This window comes from Nonlabens dokdonensis DSW-6 (assembly GCF_000332115.1).
In the GTDB taxonomy this organism is placed as follows: domain Bacteria; phylum Bacteroidota; class Bacteroidia; order Flavobacteriales; family Flavobacteriaceae; genus Nonlabens; species Nonlabens dokdonensis.
The window spans coordinates 1,305,103-1,322,615 of record NC_020156.1 but is presented as its reverse complement, the minus strand read 5'-3'; the positions used below and the strand labels follow the sequence as shown (position 1 = coordinate 1,322,615).

At 35.8% G+C, this 17,513-nt stretch carries 13 protein-coding genes; 7 read left to right on the top strand and 6 right to left on the bottom strand.

Annotation, left to right across the window (positions count from 1 at the left end; translation table 11 throughout):
* Window positions 1–112: 112 nt before the first annotated feature.
* The 3 genes from DDD_RS05775 to DDD_RS05765 all read left to right on the top strand — a co-directional run bounded on the left by DDD_RS05775 (window position 113) and on the right by DDD_RS05765 (window position 5,639).
* Window positions 113–3,451 carry a hypothetical protein gene (locus tag DDD_RS05775; protein ID WP_322785952.1) on the top strand — a complete coding sequence of 1,113 codons (3,339 nt, stop codon included), beginning with the start codon at window positions 113–115 and terminating at the stop codon, window positions 3,449–3,451.
* Between the two features lie 276 nt (window positions 3,452–3,727).
* Window positions 3,728–4,870 (top strand): hypothetical protein, encoded by a 1,143-nt coding sequence (locus DDD_RS05770; protein WP_041566970.1) that lies wholly within the window; start codon window positions 3,728–3,730, stop codon window positions 4,868–4,870.
* Window positions 4,860–5,639: a hypothetical protein gene (locus DDD_RS05765; protein ID WP_041566969.1), complete on the top strand. Its 780-nt coding sequence runs from the start codon at window positions 4,860–4,862 to the stop codon at window positions 5,637–5,639. Before DDD_RS05770 ends, DDD_RS05765 begins: the two co-directional genes overlap by 11 nt.
* Before the next feature lie 73 nt (window positions 5,640–5,712).
* Here DDD_RS05765 and DDD_RS05760 read toward each other — a convergent pair whose 3' ends face one another.
* From DDD_RS05760 to panC, 6 genes are all read right to left on the bottom strand, one after another.
* A complete protein-coding gene (locus DDD_RS05760; protein ID WP_015361844.1) occupies window positions 5,713–6,255 on the bottom strand; it encodes a TlpA family protein disulfide reductase in 543 nt (180 codons plus the stop codon).
* A 189-nt stretch (window positions 6,256–6,444) separates the two neighbouring features.
* On the bottom strand, window positions 6,445–7,815 hold the full coding sequence (gene radA, locus DDD_RS05755; RefSeq protein ID WP_015361843.1) for a DNA repair protein RadA: 1,371 nt from the start codon (window positions 7,813–7,815) through the stop codon (window positions 6,445–6,447).
* Between the two features lies 1 nt (window position 7,816).
* Window positions 7,817–8,992 (bottom strand): alpha/beta hydrolase, encoded by a 1,176-nt coding sequence (locus DDD_RS05750; RefSeq protein ID WP_015361842.1) that lies wholly within the window; start codon window positions 8,990–8,992, stop codon window positions 7,817–7,819.
* A 30-nt stretch (window positions 8,993–9,022) separates the two neighbouring features.
* Complete coding sequence (locus DDD_RS05745; protein WP_041566968.1) at window positions 9,023–10,006, bottom strand: lysylphosphatidylglycerol synthase transmembrane domain-containing protein; 984 nt, start codon at window positions 10,004–10,006, stop codon at window positions 9,023–9,025.
* 3 nt (window positions 10,007–10,009) lie between these two features.
* Window positions 10,010–10,360, bottom strand: a complete 351-nt coding sequence (panD, locus tag DDD_RS05740; RefSeq protein WP_015361840.1) for an aspartate 1-decarboxylase — start codon at window positions 10,358–10,360, stop codon at window positions 10,010–10,012.
* Window positions 10,361–10,415: 55 nt separating this feature from the next.
* Window positions 10,416–11,270 (bottom strand): pantoate--beta-alanine ligase, encoded by an 855-nt coding sequence (gene panC / locus DDD_RS05735; RefSeq protein WP_015361839.1) that lies wholly within the window; start codon window positions 11,268–11,270, stop codon window positions 10,416–10,418.
* Window positions 11,271–11,379: 109 nt separating this feature from the next.
* Here panC and DDD_RS05730 point away from each other — a divergent pair, with 109 nt between their 5' ends.
* The 4 genes from DDD_RS05730 (at window position 11,380) to atpD (ending at window position 17,480) form a co-directional block, all read left to right on the top strand.
* A complete protein-coding gene (locus DDD_RS05730; protein WP_041566967.1) occupies window positions 11,380–12,207 on the top strand; it encodes a glycogen/starch synthase in 828 nt (275 codons plus the stop codon).
* Between the two features lie 3 nt (window positions 12,208–12,210).
* Window positions 12,211–13,860, top strand: coding sequence for a DUF4270 domain-containing protein (locus tag DDD_RS05725; RefSeq protein WP_041566966.1), 1,650 nt, complete (start codon window positions 12,211–12,213; stop codon window positions 13,858–13,860).
* A 12-nt stretch (window positions 13,861–13,872) separates the two neighbouring features.
* A complete protein-coding gene (gene glmS / locus DDD_RS05720) occupies window positions 13,873–15,720 on the top strand; it encodes a glutamine--fructose-6-phosphate transaminase (isomerizing) (protein WP_015361836.1) in 1,848 nt (615 codons plus the stop codon).
* Between the two features lie 248 nt (window positions 15,721–15,968).
* Window positions 15,969–17,480, top strand: a complete 1,512-nt coding sequence (gene atpD, locus DDD_RS05715; protein WP_015361835.1) for a F0F1 ATP synthase subunit beta — start codon at window positions 15,969–15,971, stop codon at window positions 17,478–17,480.
* The last annotated feature ends 33 nt before the right edge of the window (window positions 17,481–17,513 follow it).

The following is a 17,513-nucleotide window of genomic DNA, read 5'->3' as shown; positions in this document are numbered from 1 at the left end:
GTTTATTTAAAATATTTTTGGAAACCATCTGTTTAAGATAAATATGAAATGGAAGTTGTTTTTTATTCTAGTGTCGTGCTGCTATATAGCTGAAGCGCAAGAATACAGCAACTTGAAAAAAAAACGAGTCGCAGTTAGAGATTCTATAATGGTGGATTCGGTTAGTATCAATCCGTTTTACTTTAAGATTCAGGATAAAATAGGGATGCCTATTGATAGCACGCAGTATCGTATCGATTATTCTAAAGCACTCTTGATACTCAACAGTAATACTAACATTGTTACCGACTCGATAGATGTTACTTACTTGCCACTTCCAGATTTTCTTACCAAAACCTATAGGCTTTATGATCCTGATATTATTTTAGATAATAATAGCCGCCAAGAGCAACTAGTCATTTTACAAAAGCCTACCACCGTAAATACATTTGTTCCATTTGATGGTTTACAAACTTCTGGTAGTATTACTCGAGGCGCTCGAGTAGGAAACAATCAAAATAGCGTGGTAGACTCAGAACTGGACCTGAGAATCACTGGTAAACTTAGTGATCGTGTTTCTTTACGTGCTTCTATTCAAGATGCAAACGTCCCACAAACTCAAAATGGTTACTCGCAAAGACTAGATGAATTTGATCAAATATTCATTGAGCTTTTTAGCGATGACTGGAACATACGAGCTGGAGATGTAGATTTAACACAAAATGATTATCAGTTCAATAATTTTACAAAACGTGTTCAAGGAATATCAGGTGCAGTACGATTTGATGGTGGTGACTCTTCAGGATATGCCGGTGCAGCAGGCGCTCTAGTAAGAGGAACCTTTAATATAAGTAGGTTTACAGGTATAGAAGGCAATCAAGGACCGTATAAATTAACCGGGCAGAATGGTGAGTTGTTCATTCTGATAGTTTCTGGAAGTGAGCGCGTTTATGTAAATGGTGTTCCTTTAAGACGTGGTGAGAATCAAGATTATGTTATTGATTATAATGCTGGTGAGGTTCGTTTTACGCCTACTTTTCCTATAACTAGTGAGATGCGTATTTCTATTGAATATCAATACAGCGAGCGTAATTTTACCAGATTCATCGGTTATGGGACTGGCGGTTTTGAATCTAAAAAAATAAAAGTTGATTCTTATATTTATACAGAGACCGATGCCAAAAACCAGCCGCTACAACAAAATTTAAATGAAGATCAGGTAGCAATTCTAGTAGATGCAGGAGATGATCTTGATCAAGCGATTGCTCCTAGCGCTGTCCCTAGCGAGTTTTCAGAAAACCAAATATTATACGAAAGGGAAATTATTAATGGCGAAGAAGTTTTTGTGTTTTCACAAGATAGAACCGCGCAGCTTTTTAATGTTAGGTTTTCGTTTCTAGGCGCTAATCAAGGAAATTACCGATTAGTAAACGATCAGGCTATTTCTAATATTTACGAGTACGTGGCTCCTATAAATGGCGTCCCGAAAGGAAGTTATGATCCAGTAATACAATTGTTTACCCCAGAAATTCTTACGATAGCAGGACTCAAAGCCAGTTATCAACCTACTACTACAACTACTATTAATACAGAGCTTGCTGCCAGTAATAAGGATTTAAATAAGTTTTCTAGTATCGATGACGATGACAACAAAGGCGTCGCTGTAAAACTTGCCGTACAACAAGAGTTGCTTAAAAAAGATACACTTCAATCCTTAAATGCGACCGTAAATATGGATTACATTCAAGAAGACTTCAGGAATGTAGAACGTGTGTATAACATAGAATTTAATCGAGATTGGAATATTGACACCACTCAAGGCAGCCAGTTATTCACCACTTTAGGACTTAATTATGTAAAAGACTCCACACTTACTACTTCGTACAATTTTGAACATTTAGAGTTCACCGATTTCTACAGAGGTAATAGACATGTATTGGCAGGAATTTATCAAGATAGTTTATGGCAGGCTCGCTTTCGCGGAAGCGTACTAACCACGAAATCCTTAGATCAAGAATCAGATTTCAGTAGGTTAAATGCCGATGTGCTTAGAAAAATAAATAAATATTACACTGGCGCGAGAATAGAAAGTGAGAACAACCAGCAAAAAATCACCGCTACCGACGAATTTACAGGATTGTCCCAAAAGTTTGCTAGTTATGAAGTATATGCTGGTCGAGGTGATACAACCACGACTTTTGTGGAGTTGGGTTATAGACATCGAGTGAATGATAGCTTGCGAGATGGAGATCTTGTGCGTGTAAATTCTTCAAATAATTACTACATCAGGTCACAACCCATTAAAAATAAGGTGAGTAATTTGCGTGTTTATGCTAACTATAGAAAGCTAAAAAGCGAGTTAGAAGGCTTTGAAGATGAAGTTTCTTTTAACTCTAGGATTCAATACAAGCGTAAAATTTACGGAGGTAAAATTTTATGGAATACCACTTATGAAACTAATAGTGCTCGTATTCCTAGACAGGATTTTACTTATGTGGCGGTTAATCCAGGTCAGGGAACATTTACATGGATTGATTATAATGATGATGGGATTCAGGATCTCAACGAATTTGAAGTGGCACAATTTCAGGATCAAGCGAGTTTTGTGAGGATCTTATTGCCTAATCAAGTTTTCCTGCCTACCCACCAAAATAAGTTTTCTCAAACGCTGACACTCAACCCCATTTCTTGGTCTAAAGAAACTGGTTATAAAAAAGTACTTTCTAAGTTTTATAACCAGACGAGTTATTTAATCGACAGGATGGTAGAGCGAGAAGGAGAGAACTTTAGTATCAATCCATTTGCAAGTAGTGATAATCAATTAGGATTAAACTCAAGTTTTAGAAACAGTTTATTCTTTAACCGAGGCAAGCAATTTTTCACAACTAATTATACCTATCTCAGTACTGCAAATGAAAATCTACAAAGTATAGGAAGTATTTCTAACGAAATAAAAAGTCATCAGTTGCGATTTTTACATAAAATAAGAGATACCTGGCTGGTTACTATGAACGCCCAGACTGGTCTCAATGCAAGTACAAGTGAAAATTTTACCAATCGTAATTTTGAAATAGAAGACCTTCTTTTAAGGCCTCAAATCTCTTATCTTTTTGATAATAGCAATAGACTAGAATTGTTTTACGAATATCAAAACAAGGAGAATCAGCTTAATGAAATTGCTACTTTAAGCCAGCAAAACATTGGAATCCTTTGGGCTTTTAATAAATCACAAAAATATGCGATAAATGGAGAGATCAAGTATGTAAAAAACGATTTTGAAGGCCAAGCCTTTTCTCCAGTTGGTTTTCAAATGCTAGAAGGATTGCAGCCAGGAACTAACTTTACTTGGAATTTTTTGTATCAAAAAAACATTACCAAATTTCTAGATCTCAATCTTAGTTACAGCGGCCGCAGCAGTGAAACCGCAAGAACAGTCCATACCGGCAATGTGCAGTTAAAGGCTTTTTTCTAAAGAACTTGCCTTTTTACCGATGAAATAACACCTGCAAGCAGTACCTAAATGTTAAAGTTTCATTTACAAGAAAATTCTTATAGCGCTTAAAATACTCTATAATTAATTATAAACAAGACTTTTACATTTTGATTGTTTAAAAAAAACCATCTTATTTTTATAATTTAAACTACTTTGTTTGACAATTTGGGTATTTATACCCATTAAATTAAACATTGCTTTACATTACCTTTAACATGATCGATCATCAAATATTAATTTACTAAATTTAACAAGATGAATAAACAAAAACATCTATTGAAATATTTTTCAATAGGAATACTAACTCTCTCTCTCTCTCTAATTAGTTGTGAAGATGAGTTGACAAATGAAACATTAACCACAAAATCTGAAGAAGGTGGTGGTGATATTAAATGTGATTTCGAACCCTATGGACTTTACTTTGATAATGGAGTGGCTCAGGTTAGTACAAATAATATGCTCCATTTTCCATCCATGGACTCATTTTATCAGACTTTAGATGATCTTGAACAACAAGTAGAAAATCACGAGGATTCATTCGTAATACCTAATAGTAATCTAAGCGAGGATGACTTAAATGACCTTGAAGAGTCATCTGGATTTAATGCAGATCTTCCACTAGACGAGTTTGAACAAAGCCATGAATTTTACAGTTTGAGAAAAGATGTGTTAATTGCCGAAGAGGCTTTTTTAGACACGTCTGATCAACCTGGTTTTGACTGGGCTAATGATCCAGACGATGTTCCATTGATTGATGGAATTGAAAGGACTGTATTTAATCCACAACAAGAAGTAATAATTTGTAATATGATTTACAAATATGTGGAAGATGGCCTTATAGGGGTTAATATGAACAATGCTAATGCAACAGATATTTTAACAGCAGCAAATAATGGTGCTTCTGGAGAAGAGTTAGCTGATATTTATGGCGGGAAGGAAGAAGAGGCTGGTGATTTGGTGTTTTATCCAGAAATAACAGACGAAGCAGATTGTTTTTATAATTTAAATAAGGTAAAGAGATTTTTTCAGGGTAGTTATAAAATGAAAAACAAACAAAAAATGAAAGGTAATCCTGGACCATTTCATTATGTTTTTAAGGCGGTTACTAAAAATTATAAGAAAAAGAGAAAATGGAAAAAGAGAAGAATCAAATCATATGCAAGAATTGTTGGTAAGATTCACGATATCTACATAGGTTGTGGAAGTTTAGAACCTTTAGATAAATCTTCATCCCATAAAAAAAGAAGACGAAGAGAGGTTAGCCATAGAATTTCAAGATCTTTGGGGGCTAATGCAAATGGAGTTCCTTTATCATCAATCATTGGAACAGAACTAGGGCAATTAGAAAGTGAGCATAAACAACACAGTTGGATTGTAAATTGGACTTATGAACCATAATACTATAAGATTACTAGGGATCATGCTTGTCATGATCCCTTTCTATACGATTGCTCAAAACGAGGATGCGGTAAAATTATTTGAGAATAATTCTAAGCTTTCTTTTTCAATAAAATATCAAAATCTTTATTGGAGTAATGAAGGGAATTCTAGTGTTTTTTTTGAGGCTAAAGATACATGGGTGCCAGCTTTAGGATTAGAATACAATTTTAGTCAACGTAAAAATTGGAACTGGAGCGTAGGATTATTTGTGCGCAATATGGTGAGAAAAGATTCGGAAACCTTTTTGGCAGAAGATGTGGGACGTAGTACAGATCTTACAATTTTAAGCTCAGAATCTCCTTACTGGAGCTATCATTTACCTGTAGATCTCTCCTATATCAAAGAAGTAAACGATTGGTTTTTTGTTTCTGGTCATGTAGGTTTAGAAGTCATGTACTATGCCGTTACAGAAGGCGATGATTTGGGTGGTAGTACAGGTATTAATAATATTACTAGAAGGATATCATTTGAAAGTGAGGTAGACAGTCCAATAACTGGTGGAGCAAATATAGGTTTGGGTTTTTATCTCAAATCTAAAAATACGATGTGGCGCATAGATATGACCTATCATTACCATTTTGTAGATATTATTGATCAAGCCGTACTAGCAACTAATCTTGATGTATCTCCAGATACGGTGACCCAACACAATTGGACTGGAGATTATTTAAGTTTTTCCATAAACATTTTTCCACGTAAAGGTTGGATTTTTAAGAGCAAGAAATAGCGGTAAATTATATCATCTAAAAACCCCTTGCAAAATATGTTGCAAGGGGTTTTTAATGTGTAAGAAATACATTCTATATCGCAAGAAATGCATCAATAGTAGTTTCTAGATCTTTCTCACTTGGTCTTCTTGCATTATCATCAATAAGACGACCAGTTTTGTCAAATAACATATATCTAGGAATGGAGCTTACGTTATTGTCTTGAAATAATTTTGCTTTGGGATAGTTGCGAGCAAGGAAACTGTTCTCAATTAAATTAAATTGTTTTGCAGATCGCTCCCACTTACCTGTATCTTGATCTATAGAAATGAATAGGAATGTGATATCCTTTCCTTTATATTTTTCTTGAAGCTTCTCAGAATAAGGCATCATAGCTTTACAAGGTCCACACCAGCTTGCCCATATATCAAGGTAAACGAGTTTGCCTTTATTTTCTTCAAGAATCTGATCGAGATTATAATAGTTGTCTTCAAAATCAGTAAGATGTACGATTTCATTACTAGAAATATCGGCTTCAGCAAATTTGATTTGTTGCTTTGCTTCAGGTTTTTCAGCTGTTTTTTCTCCACAACTGGTGATTAAAACAGCCACTAAAAGTAAAATTATCGTTCTCATTATTTTTTATTTTTTGATATTCCGCACTTGATGCGGAATCTGTTTTGATCTTTCTAAAATTATATTTTTTTAATTTTCGAACTTATCCTTAGGGCAAGACCTCACAGGTTATCCCAAGGCTTGTTTTATTCAACTTCAACTTCAACTTCGAGTTCGAGTTCGAGTTCTAGTTCTAGTTCGTTTCACCTTTTAAGAAAACAAATATCTTACTAAATCTTCAATTTTGGAAAAGGCTTGCACTTCTGTTCCTAGATTTTTGAAGTTTTGTTTTCCTGGAGCGATGAATACTTTGTCAAAACCTAATTTTGCTACTTCATTCACTCGTTGTTCCATGCGACTTACAGGTCGTATCTCGCCTCCTAGACCTACCTCTGCACTAAAACAATGCTGAGAAGATAATTCTATATCAAAGTTAGAAGATAAAATAGCAGCAACTACGGCAAGATCTATTGCTGGATCATCGACGGTGATTCCACCAGTAATATTGAGAAAGACATCTTTTTGACCTAGTTTAAATCCAGCCCTTTTTTCAAGAACTGCTAGAATCATATTAAGCCTCTTAAGATTGTAACCAGTTGCACTGCGTTGAGGCGTTCCATAAACAGCCGTGCTCACAAGTGCTTGAACTTCTATCATCAACGGTCGCATACCTTCCATAGTCGCAGCTATAGCCGTACCACTTAAGTTGGCACCACGTTGAGAAATTAATATCTCGCTAGGGTTCATCACTTCCCTTAATCCATGACCTAGCATTTCATAAATTCCTATTTCATGCGTACTACCGAAACGGTTTTTCAACGCTCTTAGAATCCGATAGGTATGGTTGCGATCTCCTTCAAATTGTAAAACCGTGTCTACCATATGTTCTAGAATCTTGGGTCCAGCAATGTTACCATCTTTGGTAATGTGACCTATAAGGAGAACAGGTGTATTAGCTTCTTTGGCAAATTTGATCAATTCACTAGTGCATTCTCTTATTTGAGAAACGCTTCCTGGCGAGCTTTCTATATGATCAGTTTGTAGGGTTTGTATAGAATCAATGATCAATACATCTGGCTCTACTTCTGTAATTTGCCTGAAAATGTTTTGAGTTTTTGTCTCGGTAAGAATGTAGCAATTGACCGCGTCTTTTTTAATACGATCTGCTCGCATTTTGATTTGTTGTGCGCTTTCTTCTCCAGATACGTAAAGTGTTTTATAGGGTAAATTGAGACAGACTTGTAGCAACAATGTTGATTTTCCTATACCAGGTTCACCTCCTAAAAGAGAGATAGATCCAGGAACTAAGCCGCCACCTAATACTCGGTTAAATTCTGCATTTGTGGTATCTAACCGTGGACTTTCGGTGGTGTTTATTTTAGAAATTAATTGTGGTTGTGGTGCACGCTTTCGCGAAAGCGGAACATCACTAACAGCACTTTCCCATGATTTTTTAACTTCCTTTTGTACGACTTCTTCTACTAGTGTGTTCCATTCTTTACATGAAGAACACTGACCTTGCCATTTAGAATGTTGCGCTCCACAATTCTGACAAAACCAAGTCGTTTTTATTTTGGCCATTTTAATCTTTTTCTTTTATCTGTAGTAATTCTACTTTATCAAGGACATCGTCTTTTGTAATTCCCACTGCAGGTTGAAGTCCGTATGCAGCATTAAAGGCTTTGATGGCTCTAGAATATCTACCTATTCCTTCATAACCTAGACCTTCTACATAACGACCGTACAGTAAATCTGGATATTCCTTATGGGCAAGAACGCCTATATCAATGAGTTGATCCCAGTCTTTTTTAGATTCCACATACTCAGCAATAGTCACTAGATCTACCAGGCGCAATTTCATGTCTACACCATAAACTTCTTTAATCATTTTGTACTTTTCTAGAATACGATCTATCACGCGCACCATGTCTTTTTTATTCTCTTTGCCTTCATATTTCATTTCTTCGGCAAGATCTACCTCCAGTAGTTTTTCTCCTTCAATAAGTGAGTATTCTTGAAAGATAAATTGCAAACCTCTAGGGATAGCGTGTGCTGACACATTATACTTGTTAGTGTCTTCTATTTTATCGTGCTTTAAATTCAGATTCTTTTTAGTAGCAAATAGAGAGTCTGTTTCTTGAGTAATAAGCTCGCTTAACGTGTTGTTACTTTCTGGTGTGGCGACATAAAAATAATTGTACTCTTCCAGCTGGCTCAACTTGTTGATGAGATTTTGTTGTATTAAAGTTGAATAATCAGGATCTATTTGAAGCAGCGCATTTACCGGTATTTTTTTACGCATTAAATAATAACTAGCAACGTTTGCTGTAATATCTTTTGCAACGATTACCGTAAAAGGCGCCACACGATATTCATCTTCCATGGTTTGTTTTAATTCCATAACAAAATCCATAAATCTTAAAGTTTGTTGCTCTGGAAAACCAGATTCTCTATTGATTTCAGATTCGTCATAACGACTCTCTCGCTGATTGATTCCTAGAACAAAAGACTCTGGCATCTGATCCCAATAGGATAAATAATCTACCGTACCGGCGACTGGTTCAAAAAGATAATCACCATCAAGAACTATAACAAGCGGATAGGTTTTCTCTGGATTTTCAGAATAATTACGAGGCTTTAAAATTTTTACATTGCGTTCCTCTCCCAGCACATCGCTAGGAAACGAGCGATATAAAGCTTGAGAATTGACTATTTGAACCAGAAGTAAAAACAGTCCAAGGATTATGATTTTTTTCATCACACAAATTTTTGGAACGGGAATTTACAATTAATTCCTTGAAAGACTACCTCTCAGTGCTAATAATACTAATGACACTAGACCATAAACTAGTACTAATGAAGTTTGAGACAGCCATAACAACCACCCAAAAGAAGAGCCCAAAGTTTCTTCTATACCAAATATGAGCAGCACTTGTGCTATGAAATAGGGATATGCGCCGAAACCACCGTTTGTAAAAGCTACCGCAAAACTACCGGCAACAAATGCACACAAAATCGCACTTACTGGCATGCTGGCAATTCCAGGAATGGCATAAATAGTGACATAAAACATCGTTACATACATACCCCAAATAAAAAGAGTGTGAAGTAAGTACAGCCATTTTTTCTTCATGGTCCAGATGGTCATAAAGCCTTCCTTCATACCATGTAAAAACCCTTTGATCTTACCTAAGAGTTGTACCTTTTTTGCAATGAAAATTAGTAGAACTACCAGTAGTATAACTATTCCTAAATAGAGAAGAAGTTTTGAGGTATCCGCTTTCGCGAAAGCGGAATCTAAATTATTCTTGAAAAAATCAATAATAGCATTTCCAGCGCTTAAAACAGCTGTTGCTGTGATGAGTAAAAGCATAATTACATCAAGAACACGCTCTGCGATTATTGTTCCTAGAGCCTTATCCATAGGGACTTGATCTGATCTATTGATGATAGCAGCACGAGCAACTTCACCACTGCGAGGTATAAAAATATTCATAGCATAGCCAGCGCCTATAGCTATGATGTTAGTTAAAAACGACGGTTTATAGCTCATTGCCTGTAGCATATAATTCCATCGCCATGCTCTCGAGAGGTGGCTTAAAAAAGCTAAGAAAACACTTAAGAAAACCCACTTGTAATCTGCAGTTAAAATGTAAGATCTAATTTCTTCTATTTGATCTTCAGTAAACTGATTGTAAGAGTAATAAATGATAAAAACACCCAAAAGTAATGGTAGGGTAATTTTCAGTATCTTGAAAAATGTTTTTTTCAACGTTTATGACAATGTATTGTCCTCTTCGTTAGGAAAAAGAAGTGTAGGTTTAAATTCTTTAGCTTCTTGAAGCGTCATTTGTGCATAACAAATAAGGATTAAAACATCACCCTTAGAAACTTTTCTGGCAGCTGCGCCATTAAGTGTAATCTCACCGCTGCCGCGTGGTCCTGGAATAGCATACGTTTCTAGACGATTACCGTTATTATTGTTAACGATTTGTACTTTCTCGCCTTCTACGATGTTTGCACCATCCATAAGATCTTCATCTATGGTAATGCTGCCTATGTAGTTTAGGTCTGCACCAGTTACTTTAACACGGTGGATCTTTGATTTTACAACTGTGATTAACATGCGGCAAAGATACGATTTGTAATAAATATTTTGATTTTTGTTTACTAAAAGATAATTAATGCGGCAACGCTATATTATCAATAAGCCTCACACCTTCTAGATGAACTACGATAAAACCTCTATAAAGATGGTTTTTGTATTTGCGCTTTACTGGTTTTAAGGTTTCCTCACTTGCAATGGTGAAATACTCTAAGTTAAATTCAGGATAATTTAGAAAAGTTTCTTCTACAAACTTTTGAGTTTTATAAATACTATGATCTTTAAAGTATACAGCTGCTTTTTGTAAGGTTTCATAAATGAGAGCTGCTTTATTTCTTCCATCAGTTGTTAATCGCTCGTTTCTAGAACTCATAGCAAGACCATGAGCCTCACGTTTTATAGGACAGCCTACTATTTCAATATCAAGTTTTAATTTTTCTACTAGCTTCTTTACAATTTGTAATTGCTGGAAATCTTTCTCTCCAAAAAAAGCTTTATCTGGTTTGATAATGGTAAATAGAAACTCTAGAATAGTTCCCACACCATCAAAATGACCTAAACGATTTGCACCTTCCATAACTTGCTCTAGGCCATCATAACCGTATTTTTTTGCAATCGGATTGTTTCCATAAACGTCGTCCGTTTCTGGAGCATAAACGACTAGTTTTTTTGGGTCGATGTGCTGTTTAATAAATTCTACATCTTGAGTAATATTGCGAGGATATTTTTGTAAATCACTTTTGTTATCAAATTGAGTAGGGTTAACAAAAATGGAAACTACCAAAAAGTCACATTGAGAAATAGCTTCTTGCATTAAAGTGATGTGTCCATCGTGTAATGCTCCCATAGTAGGCACAAAACCTAGGCTAATACTATTTTTAAGATCGGTTTCTAGATAGTTTTTTAGTTTATTATGGGAGGTTATGATCATAACAGTATTTAACATCAGACGATCTACAAACATAAGGTTTACGAAGCAAATTGCAAGAAAATGCTTATTTTTGCAACTTGCTTAAAGTTAGGCTACAATATATTTATTTATGAAGGAAAAAAGAGTTTTATACGTATCATCTGAAGTTATACCATATTTACCTGAGACAGAGGCGTCTTCTATGTCTTATTTTTCTCCTAAGATGGTGAATGATCGCGGTGGACAGATTCGTATTTTCATGCCTAGATTTGGTAACATCAATGAAAGAAGACACCAGCTGCACGAGGTAATACGTCTTAGCGGAATGAATTTAATTATTAATGACCTTGATATGCCATTAATAATAAAGGTTGCTTCGATCCCTAAAGAGCGTATGCAGGTTTACTTTATTGATAATGAAGATTACTTTAAAAGAAAAGCAACCTTAACTGATGAAGACGGAAACCTATTTCCTGATAATGATGAACGTGCTATCTTTTTTGCCAAAGGAGTTATCGAAACAGTGAAAAAATTAAATTGGGCTCCCGACATCATTCACGTGCATGGCTGGTTAGCAAGTTTATTGCCGCTCTACCTAAAAAATTATTACGGTAATGATCCATTATTTGAAGAAAGTAAAATAGTTACTTCTATTTACAATCAATCTTTTGAAGGATCGTTAGATGAAGACATGATGGAGAAACTCCAATATGATGCTTTAGATGAAGAAGCTTTGGCTGAATTTGAAGACCCTACTTATGTGAACTTAATGAAGAGTGCTATTAAATATAGTGACGCAATCATTAAAGGAAGTGAGGAGCTGGATTCAGAAATTGATGCGTACATAGATGGGCAGGAAGATAAGCCTATTCTTAAGTATTACGCTCCAGAAGAGTTTGCTGATGCATATGAAGAGTTTTATCTTGATCAAGTATTGAACGAAAAAGAAGAAGCTTAAAAAATGAAAAAAATGTTATGTAATGCTGCGATTATAATTGCAGTTATTTTAGGAGTGGTGTCCTGTGAAAATGAATTGACTCCTCTAGGAAGTAATTTTCTAGGAGAAGATCCTGAGAATATAATTAAAGAGGCTGAGTTTGATGTAAAGACTTATAGCGCTCCGGTTAATCCGGTACAAACTAATAATTTTCCATCAATGCCCTTTGGGTTTTATGAAGATCCAGTTTATGGTAACTCTACGTATAGTTTTGTTTCTGAGTTAAACTTAGGGTTTCAAAATCCTGATATAGGTTTTAATGTAGAGCTGGTAGATATAAAGATAGATATACCTTATTTTTCTACTGTTATTTCTCAATCTTCTACTGATCAAACTATTTATGAACTTGATTCTCTCTATGGAAATCAATCTATTCAAATAGAACTTTACAGGAGCAATTATTTCCTAAACAGTTTTGATCCTGATAACATTTCTGAAACAGCTGTTTATTATTCTAATTTTGATAACGAAATAGAAAATAACTTGGGTGAGTTATTGTATAGTGACAATGACTTCCTTCCCAGTCCTTTAGAAGAAGTTGTTACCGAGGATAATATTGTAAATGGTATGTCTGTTACGGATACTATCGAACGTTTATCACCTAGATATAGAAGATCTTTTAGCGACGTAGAAACTGAAAGATGGAAAGAGATATTTTTTGTTACAGATCCTGCTACTGGTGAAATTACTGATATAAGATCTGAATTAGCGAATAATAATATATTCCGAGATTATTTTAGAGGAGTTTACTTTAAAGTAAATGGAGTGACTGGTGCTGGTAACCTTGTTCATTTAAACTTAAATGAGGCAAGTATTATCGTCACTATTCAATCTGATTCTATTGATGTAAACGATTTTGATGAAGATGGTCAAACAGACGATTTTATTGCAAACCCTCAATCAGATATAAGATTTAATTTCAATGGGGCTAGAGTTGGTTTTATTAATAACGAGTTTACACCTGAAGCTTTGGCAAATATAGCCGCCTCAAATGACCCTTTAAATGGTGCAGAAAATACTTTTCTAAAAGGAGGTGCTGGTTCAGTTGCTGTTGTAGAGCTTTTTGGACAAGCGACAAATGATGTAGATGGTGAATCTCCGATACTGACCAATGTAATACAAAATCAATGGATAATAAATGAAGCGTATATCGATTTTTACGTTAATCTTCCTGTAGATGATCAAGGTGAGAATGAACCAGAAAGAATCATTATTTACGATTATGATACTAACACTTTGTTATCTGACTATGTAATTACTAACGCATTAACTGATCCCTTACTTGCAAACCTATCTCATTTAGGTAGATTAGAACGAATTACCAATGATGATGGTAGTGTTGACATAAAATACCGTATCAGATTAACGCAGCACTTGAATGATATTTTAGCCGGAAACATCCAGAATAATCGTTTAGGAATCGCGGTAAGCCAAAATGTTTCGTTGATTGGTAACAATGAAGTGTTAAATCAAGGTGGTAGCACTATTGAGCCTAATATCATACCTTTAAGCGCTGCCATCTCGCATGAAGGGACTGTAATTCATGGAAATTTATCCCCTATATTAAGCAAAAGGCCTAAATTAAAAGTCTTTTATTCAGAAACAACCAATTAACAATTATACAATATGTGTGGAATCGTAGGTTACATAGGGCATCGTAAAGCATACCCTATTGTTTTAAACGGTCTAAAAAGACTGGAATATCGAGGTTATGATAGTGCAGGTATCGCCATTTATGATGGAAAGGAGCTTAGATTTAGTAAAACCAAAGGAAAAGTTGCAGACTTAGAATCCAAAATTGAAGCTGATATTTCAACTGAAGGAACTATTGCAATAGGTCACACTAGGTGGGCAACTCATGGAGTACCTAATGATGTGAACTCACATCCTCATTTTTCTAATAGTGGTGATCTCGTAATTATACATAATGGTATCATAGAAAATTATGAGCCATTAAAGCAAGAACTTAAAAATAGAGGTTATTCCTTTCAATCAGATACAGATACCGAGGTTCTCGTAAACTTGATCGAAGATGTACAAAGAAAGGAAGGTGTAAAATTAGGTAAAGCAGTTCAAATTGCATTAAATCAAACAATAGGTGCCTATGCAATTGCTGTTTTTGATCGTAGAAAGCCCAATGAAATTGTAGTGGCTAGACTAGGGTCTCCACTAGCAATAGGTGTAGGTGAAGATGAATTTTTCATTGCCAGCGACGCAAGTCCTTTTTTAGAATTTACTAAAAATGCAATTTATCTAGAAGATGGAGAGATGGCAGTGGTACGTACTCACAAAGAAATGAAGGTGAGAAAAATTCATGACGATTCCTTAGTAGATCCGTATGTACAAGAGTTACAAATGAATCTAGAGCAAATTGAAAAGGGTGGTTACGATCATTTCATGCTTAAGGAGATTTATGAGCAGCCGGATGCCATACGTGATACATTTAGAGGTCGTATGCTTGTAGATCAAGGTCTTATTAAAATGGCTGGAATAGACGACCATATTGATAAATTTTTAAATGCAAAACGCATTATTATCGTAGCTTGTGGTACTTCGTGGCATGCAGGTCTTGTAGCCGAGTATGTTTTTGAAGAGCTGGCAAGAATACCAGTTGAGGTAGAATATGCTTCTGAATTCAGATACCGCAATCCTGTAATTGATAAAGAAGATGTACTGATAGCAATTTCACAAAGTGGTGAAACAGCAGATACGATGGCAGCTATTAAGTTGGCTAAGGAAAGTGGCGCTTTTGTTTTTGGTGTATGCAACGTAGTGGGAAGCTCTATTTCTAGAGAGACTCATGCAGGAGCATATACTCACGCAGGACCTGAAATAGGTGTAGCGTCTACTAAGGCTTTCACGACACAAATTACAGTGCTTACATTAATAGCTTTACAGCTTGCTAAGAAGAAAGGTAAGATCTCAACAAGTGACTTTCATACCTATCTGAACGAGTTAGAGACTATACCAGAGAAAGTTGCAGAGGCTTTAACCTCAAATGAACATATTGAGAAAGTGGCAGAAATCTATAAAGACGCAAAAAACTGTCTTTATTTAGGACGTGGCTTTAACTTCCCTGTAGCCTTAGAAGGTGCTTTAAAATTAAAAGAAATCAGCTATATCCATGCAGAAGGATATCCTGCTGCAGAGATGAAACACGGTCCTATTGCGCTTATTGATGAGCAAATGCCTGTAGTGGTTATTGCTACAAAAAAGGGACATTATGAAAAGGTGGTAAGTAATATTCAAGAGATCAAGTCACGTAGTGGGAAGATTATTGGAATAGTTACTGAAGGAGATGTGGATGTAAGAAACCTTGCAGATCATGTGATTGAAGTTCCAGAAACTATCGAGTTTATGACTCCACTTCTGACTACAATACCATTGCAGTTGTTGTCTTACCATATAGCGGTCAAGTTAGGTAAAAATGTAGATCAGCCACGTAATTTGGCAAAAAGTGTTACTGTCGAGTAATACCTATTCATATAATTAGATAATTAAAAGTCATTTCTTAACGAAGTGACTTTTTTGATTTACGCTTTCGCGAAAGCGAGAACAATAACCTACATACCTCTCGTTACAATTGATTTGAAAGGGATCGCATTTAAGAATTAAAAAAAATAAAAAACTCCATGTTTTTATAAAGAGGAAAGCAGTATCTTTGCACGACGAAAAACAGCCGTTAAAAGTTGTATCTTTTTAAGTTTTAAAACATTATATCAATGTCTCAGAATACAGGTAGCGTTTCACAAATCATCGGTCCGGTGGTAGACGTAACATTTGATAGTGCAGATAGTGCACTTCCTAAAATTTATGATTCACTAGAAATCGCAAGAGAAGACGGTTCTATACTGGTACTTGAAGTGCAGTCTCACATCGGTGAGCGTACAGTAAGAACAATCTCGATGGACTCCACAGACGGTCTTAGTCGTGGTACTTCAGTTCAAGCAACTGGTAATCCTATTAAAATGCCTATCGGTGAGGATGTTTACGGACGTCTATTCAATGTAATCGGTGATGCGATTGATGGGTTAGGTGATCTTCCTAAAACTGGTAAAGATGGTCTTTCTATTCACAGAGATGCACCAGCATTTGAAGACCTTTCTACTTCTACCGAAGTACTTTTTACAGGTATCAAAGTAATTGACCTTATCGAGCCTTATGCAAAAGGTGGTAAAATTGGTTTATTCGGTGGTGCCGGAGTAGGAAAAACAGTATTGATTCAAGAATTGATTAATAACATCGCGAAAGGTCACGGTGGACTTTCTGTATTTGCAGGAGTTGGTGAGCGTACACGTGAAGGAAATGACTTGTTGCGTGAGATGTTAGAATCAGGAATTATAAAATATGGAGACGACTTCATGCATTCTATGGAAGAAGGCGGTTGGGATCTTCAAAAAGTAGATAAAGCAGGAATGAGAGATTCCAAAGCGACATTCGTGTTTGGACAAATGAATGAGCCGCCAGGAGCTCGTGCTCGTGTAGCACTTTCTGGTCTTACAATTGCAGAATACTTCCGTGATGGAGCAGGAGATGGACAAGGAAAAGATGTACTTTTCTTCGTAGATAACATCTTCCGTTTTACACAAGCAGGTTCTGAGGTGTCGGCACTTTTAGGTCGTATGCCATCTGCAGTAGGTTATCAGCCTACACTTGCAACAGAAATGGGTGCAATGCAGGAAAGAATTACATCTACTAAAAAAGGATCTATTACATCTGTACAAGCGGTTTACGTACCTGCAGATGACCTTACCGATCCAGCACCAGCAACTACGTTTGCTCACCTTGATGCAACAACAGTACTTTCTCGAAAAATTGCCGAGCTAGGTATTTATCCAGCCGTAGATCCACTAGATTCAACTTCTCGTATTCTTACAGCAGATATTCTAGGAAACGATCATTATGCTTGTGCTCAAAGAGTAAAAGAGTTACTACAGCGTTATAAAGAACTTCAAGATATCATTGCCATCTTAGGTATGGAAGAATTATCTGAAGAAGATAAAATGGCTGTAGGTCGTGCACGTCGTGTACAACGTTTCTTATCTCAACCGTTCCACGTAGCAGAGCAGTTTACTGGTCTTAAAGGTGTGTTAGTAGACATTAAAGATACTATCAAAGGATTTAACATGATTATGGATGGAGAATTAGATCACCTTCCAGAAAGTGCTTTTAACCTTAAAGGAACTATTGAAGAAGCTATCGAAGCAGGAGAAAAAATGCTTTCTGAAGCTTAAAATAAGTAAACAGGTGCAGTGTCAGTAATCAGT

What these genes read in the sequence shown, in the direction of transcription:
- DDD_RS05760 (WP_015361844.1), bottom strand. Translation starts at nt 6,255, where the DNA reads ATGAGAACGATAATTTTACTTTTAGTGGCTGTTTTAATCACCAGTTGT.
- glmS (WP_015361836.1), top strand. Translation starts at nt 13,873, where the DNA reads ATGTGTGGAATCGTAGGTTACATAGGGCATCGTAAAGCATACCCTATT.
- DDD_RS05750 (WP_015361842.1), bottom strand. Translation starts at nt 8,992, where the DNA reads ATGAAAAAAATCATAATCCTTGGACTGTTTTTACTTCTGGTTCAAATA.
- panD (WP_015361840.1), bottom strand. Translation starts at nt 10,360, where the DNA reads ATGTTAATCACAGTTGTAAAATCAAAGATCCACCGTGTTAAAGTAACT.
- atpD (WP_015361835.1), top strand. Translation starts at nt 15,969, where the DNA reads ATGTCTCAGAATACAGGTAGCGTTTCACAAATCATCGGTCCGGTGGTA.
- panC (WP_015361839.1), bottom strand. Translation starts at nt 11,270, where the DNA reads ATGATCATAACCTCCCATAATAAACTAAAAAACTATCTAGAAACCGAT.
- DDD_RS05770 (WP_041566970.1), top strand. Translation starts at nt 3,728, where the DNA reads ATGAATAAACAAAAACATCTATTGAAATATTTTTCAATAGGAATACTA.
- DDD_RS05730 (WP_041566967.1), top strand. Translation starts at nt 11,380, where the DNA reads ATGAAGGAAAAAAGAGTTTTATACGTATCATCTGAAGTTATACCATAT.
- radA (WP_015361843.1), bottom strand. Translation starts at nt 7,815, where the DNA reads ATGGCCAAAATAAAAACGACTTGGTTTTGTCAGAATTGTGGAGCGCAA.
- DDD_RS05725 (WP_041566966.1), top strand. Translation starts at nt 12,211, where the DNA reads ATGAAAAAAATGTTATGTAATGCTGCGATTATAATTGCAGTTATTTTA.
- DDD_RS05765 (WP_041566969.1), top strand. Translation starts at nt 4,860, where the DNA reads ATGAACCATAATACTATAAGATTACTAGGGATCATGCTTGTCATGATC.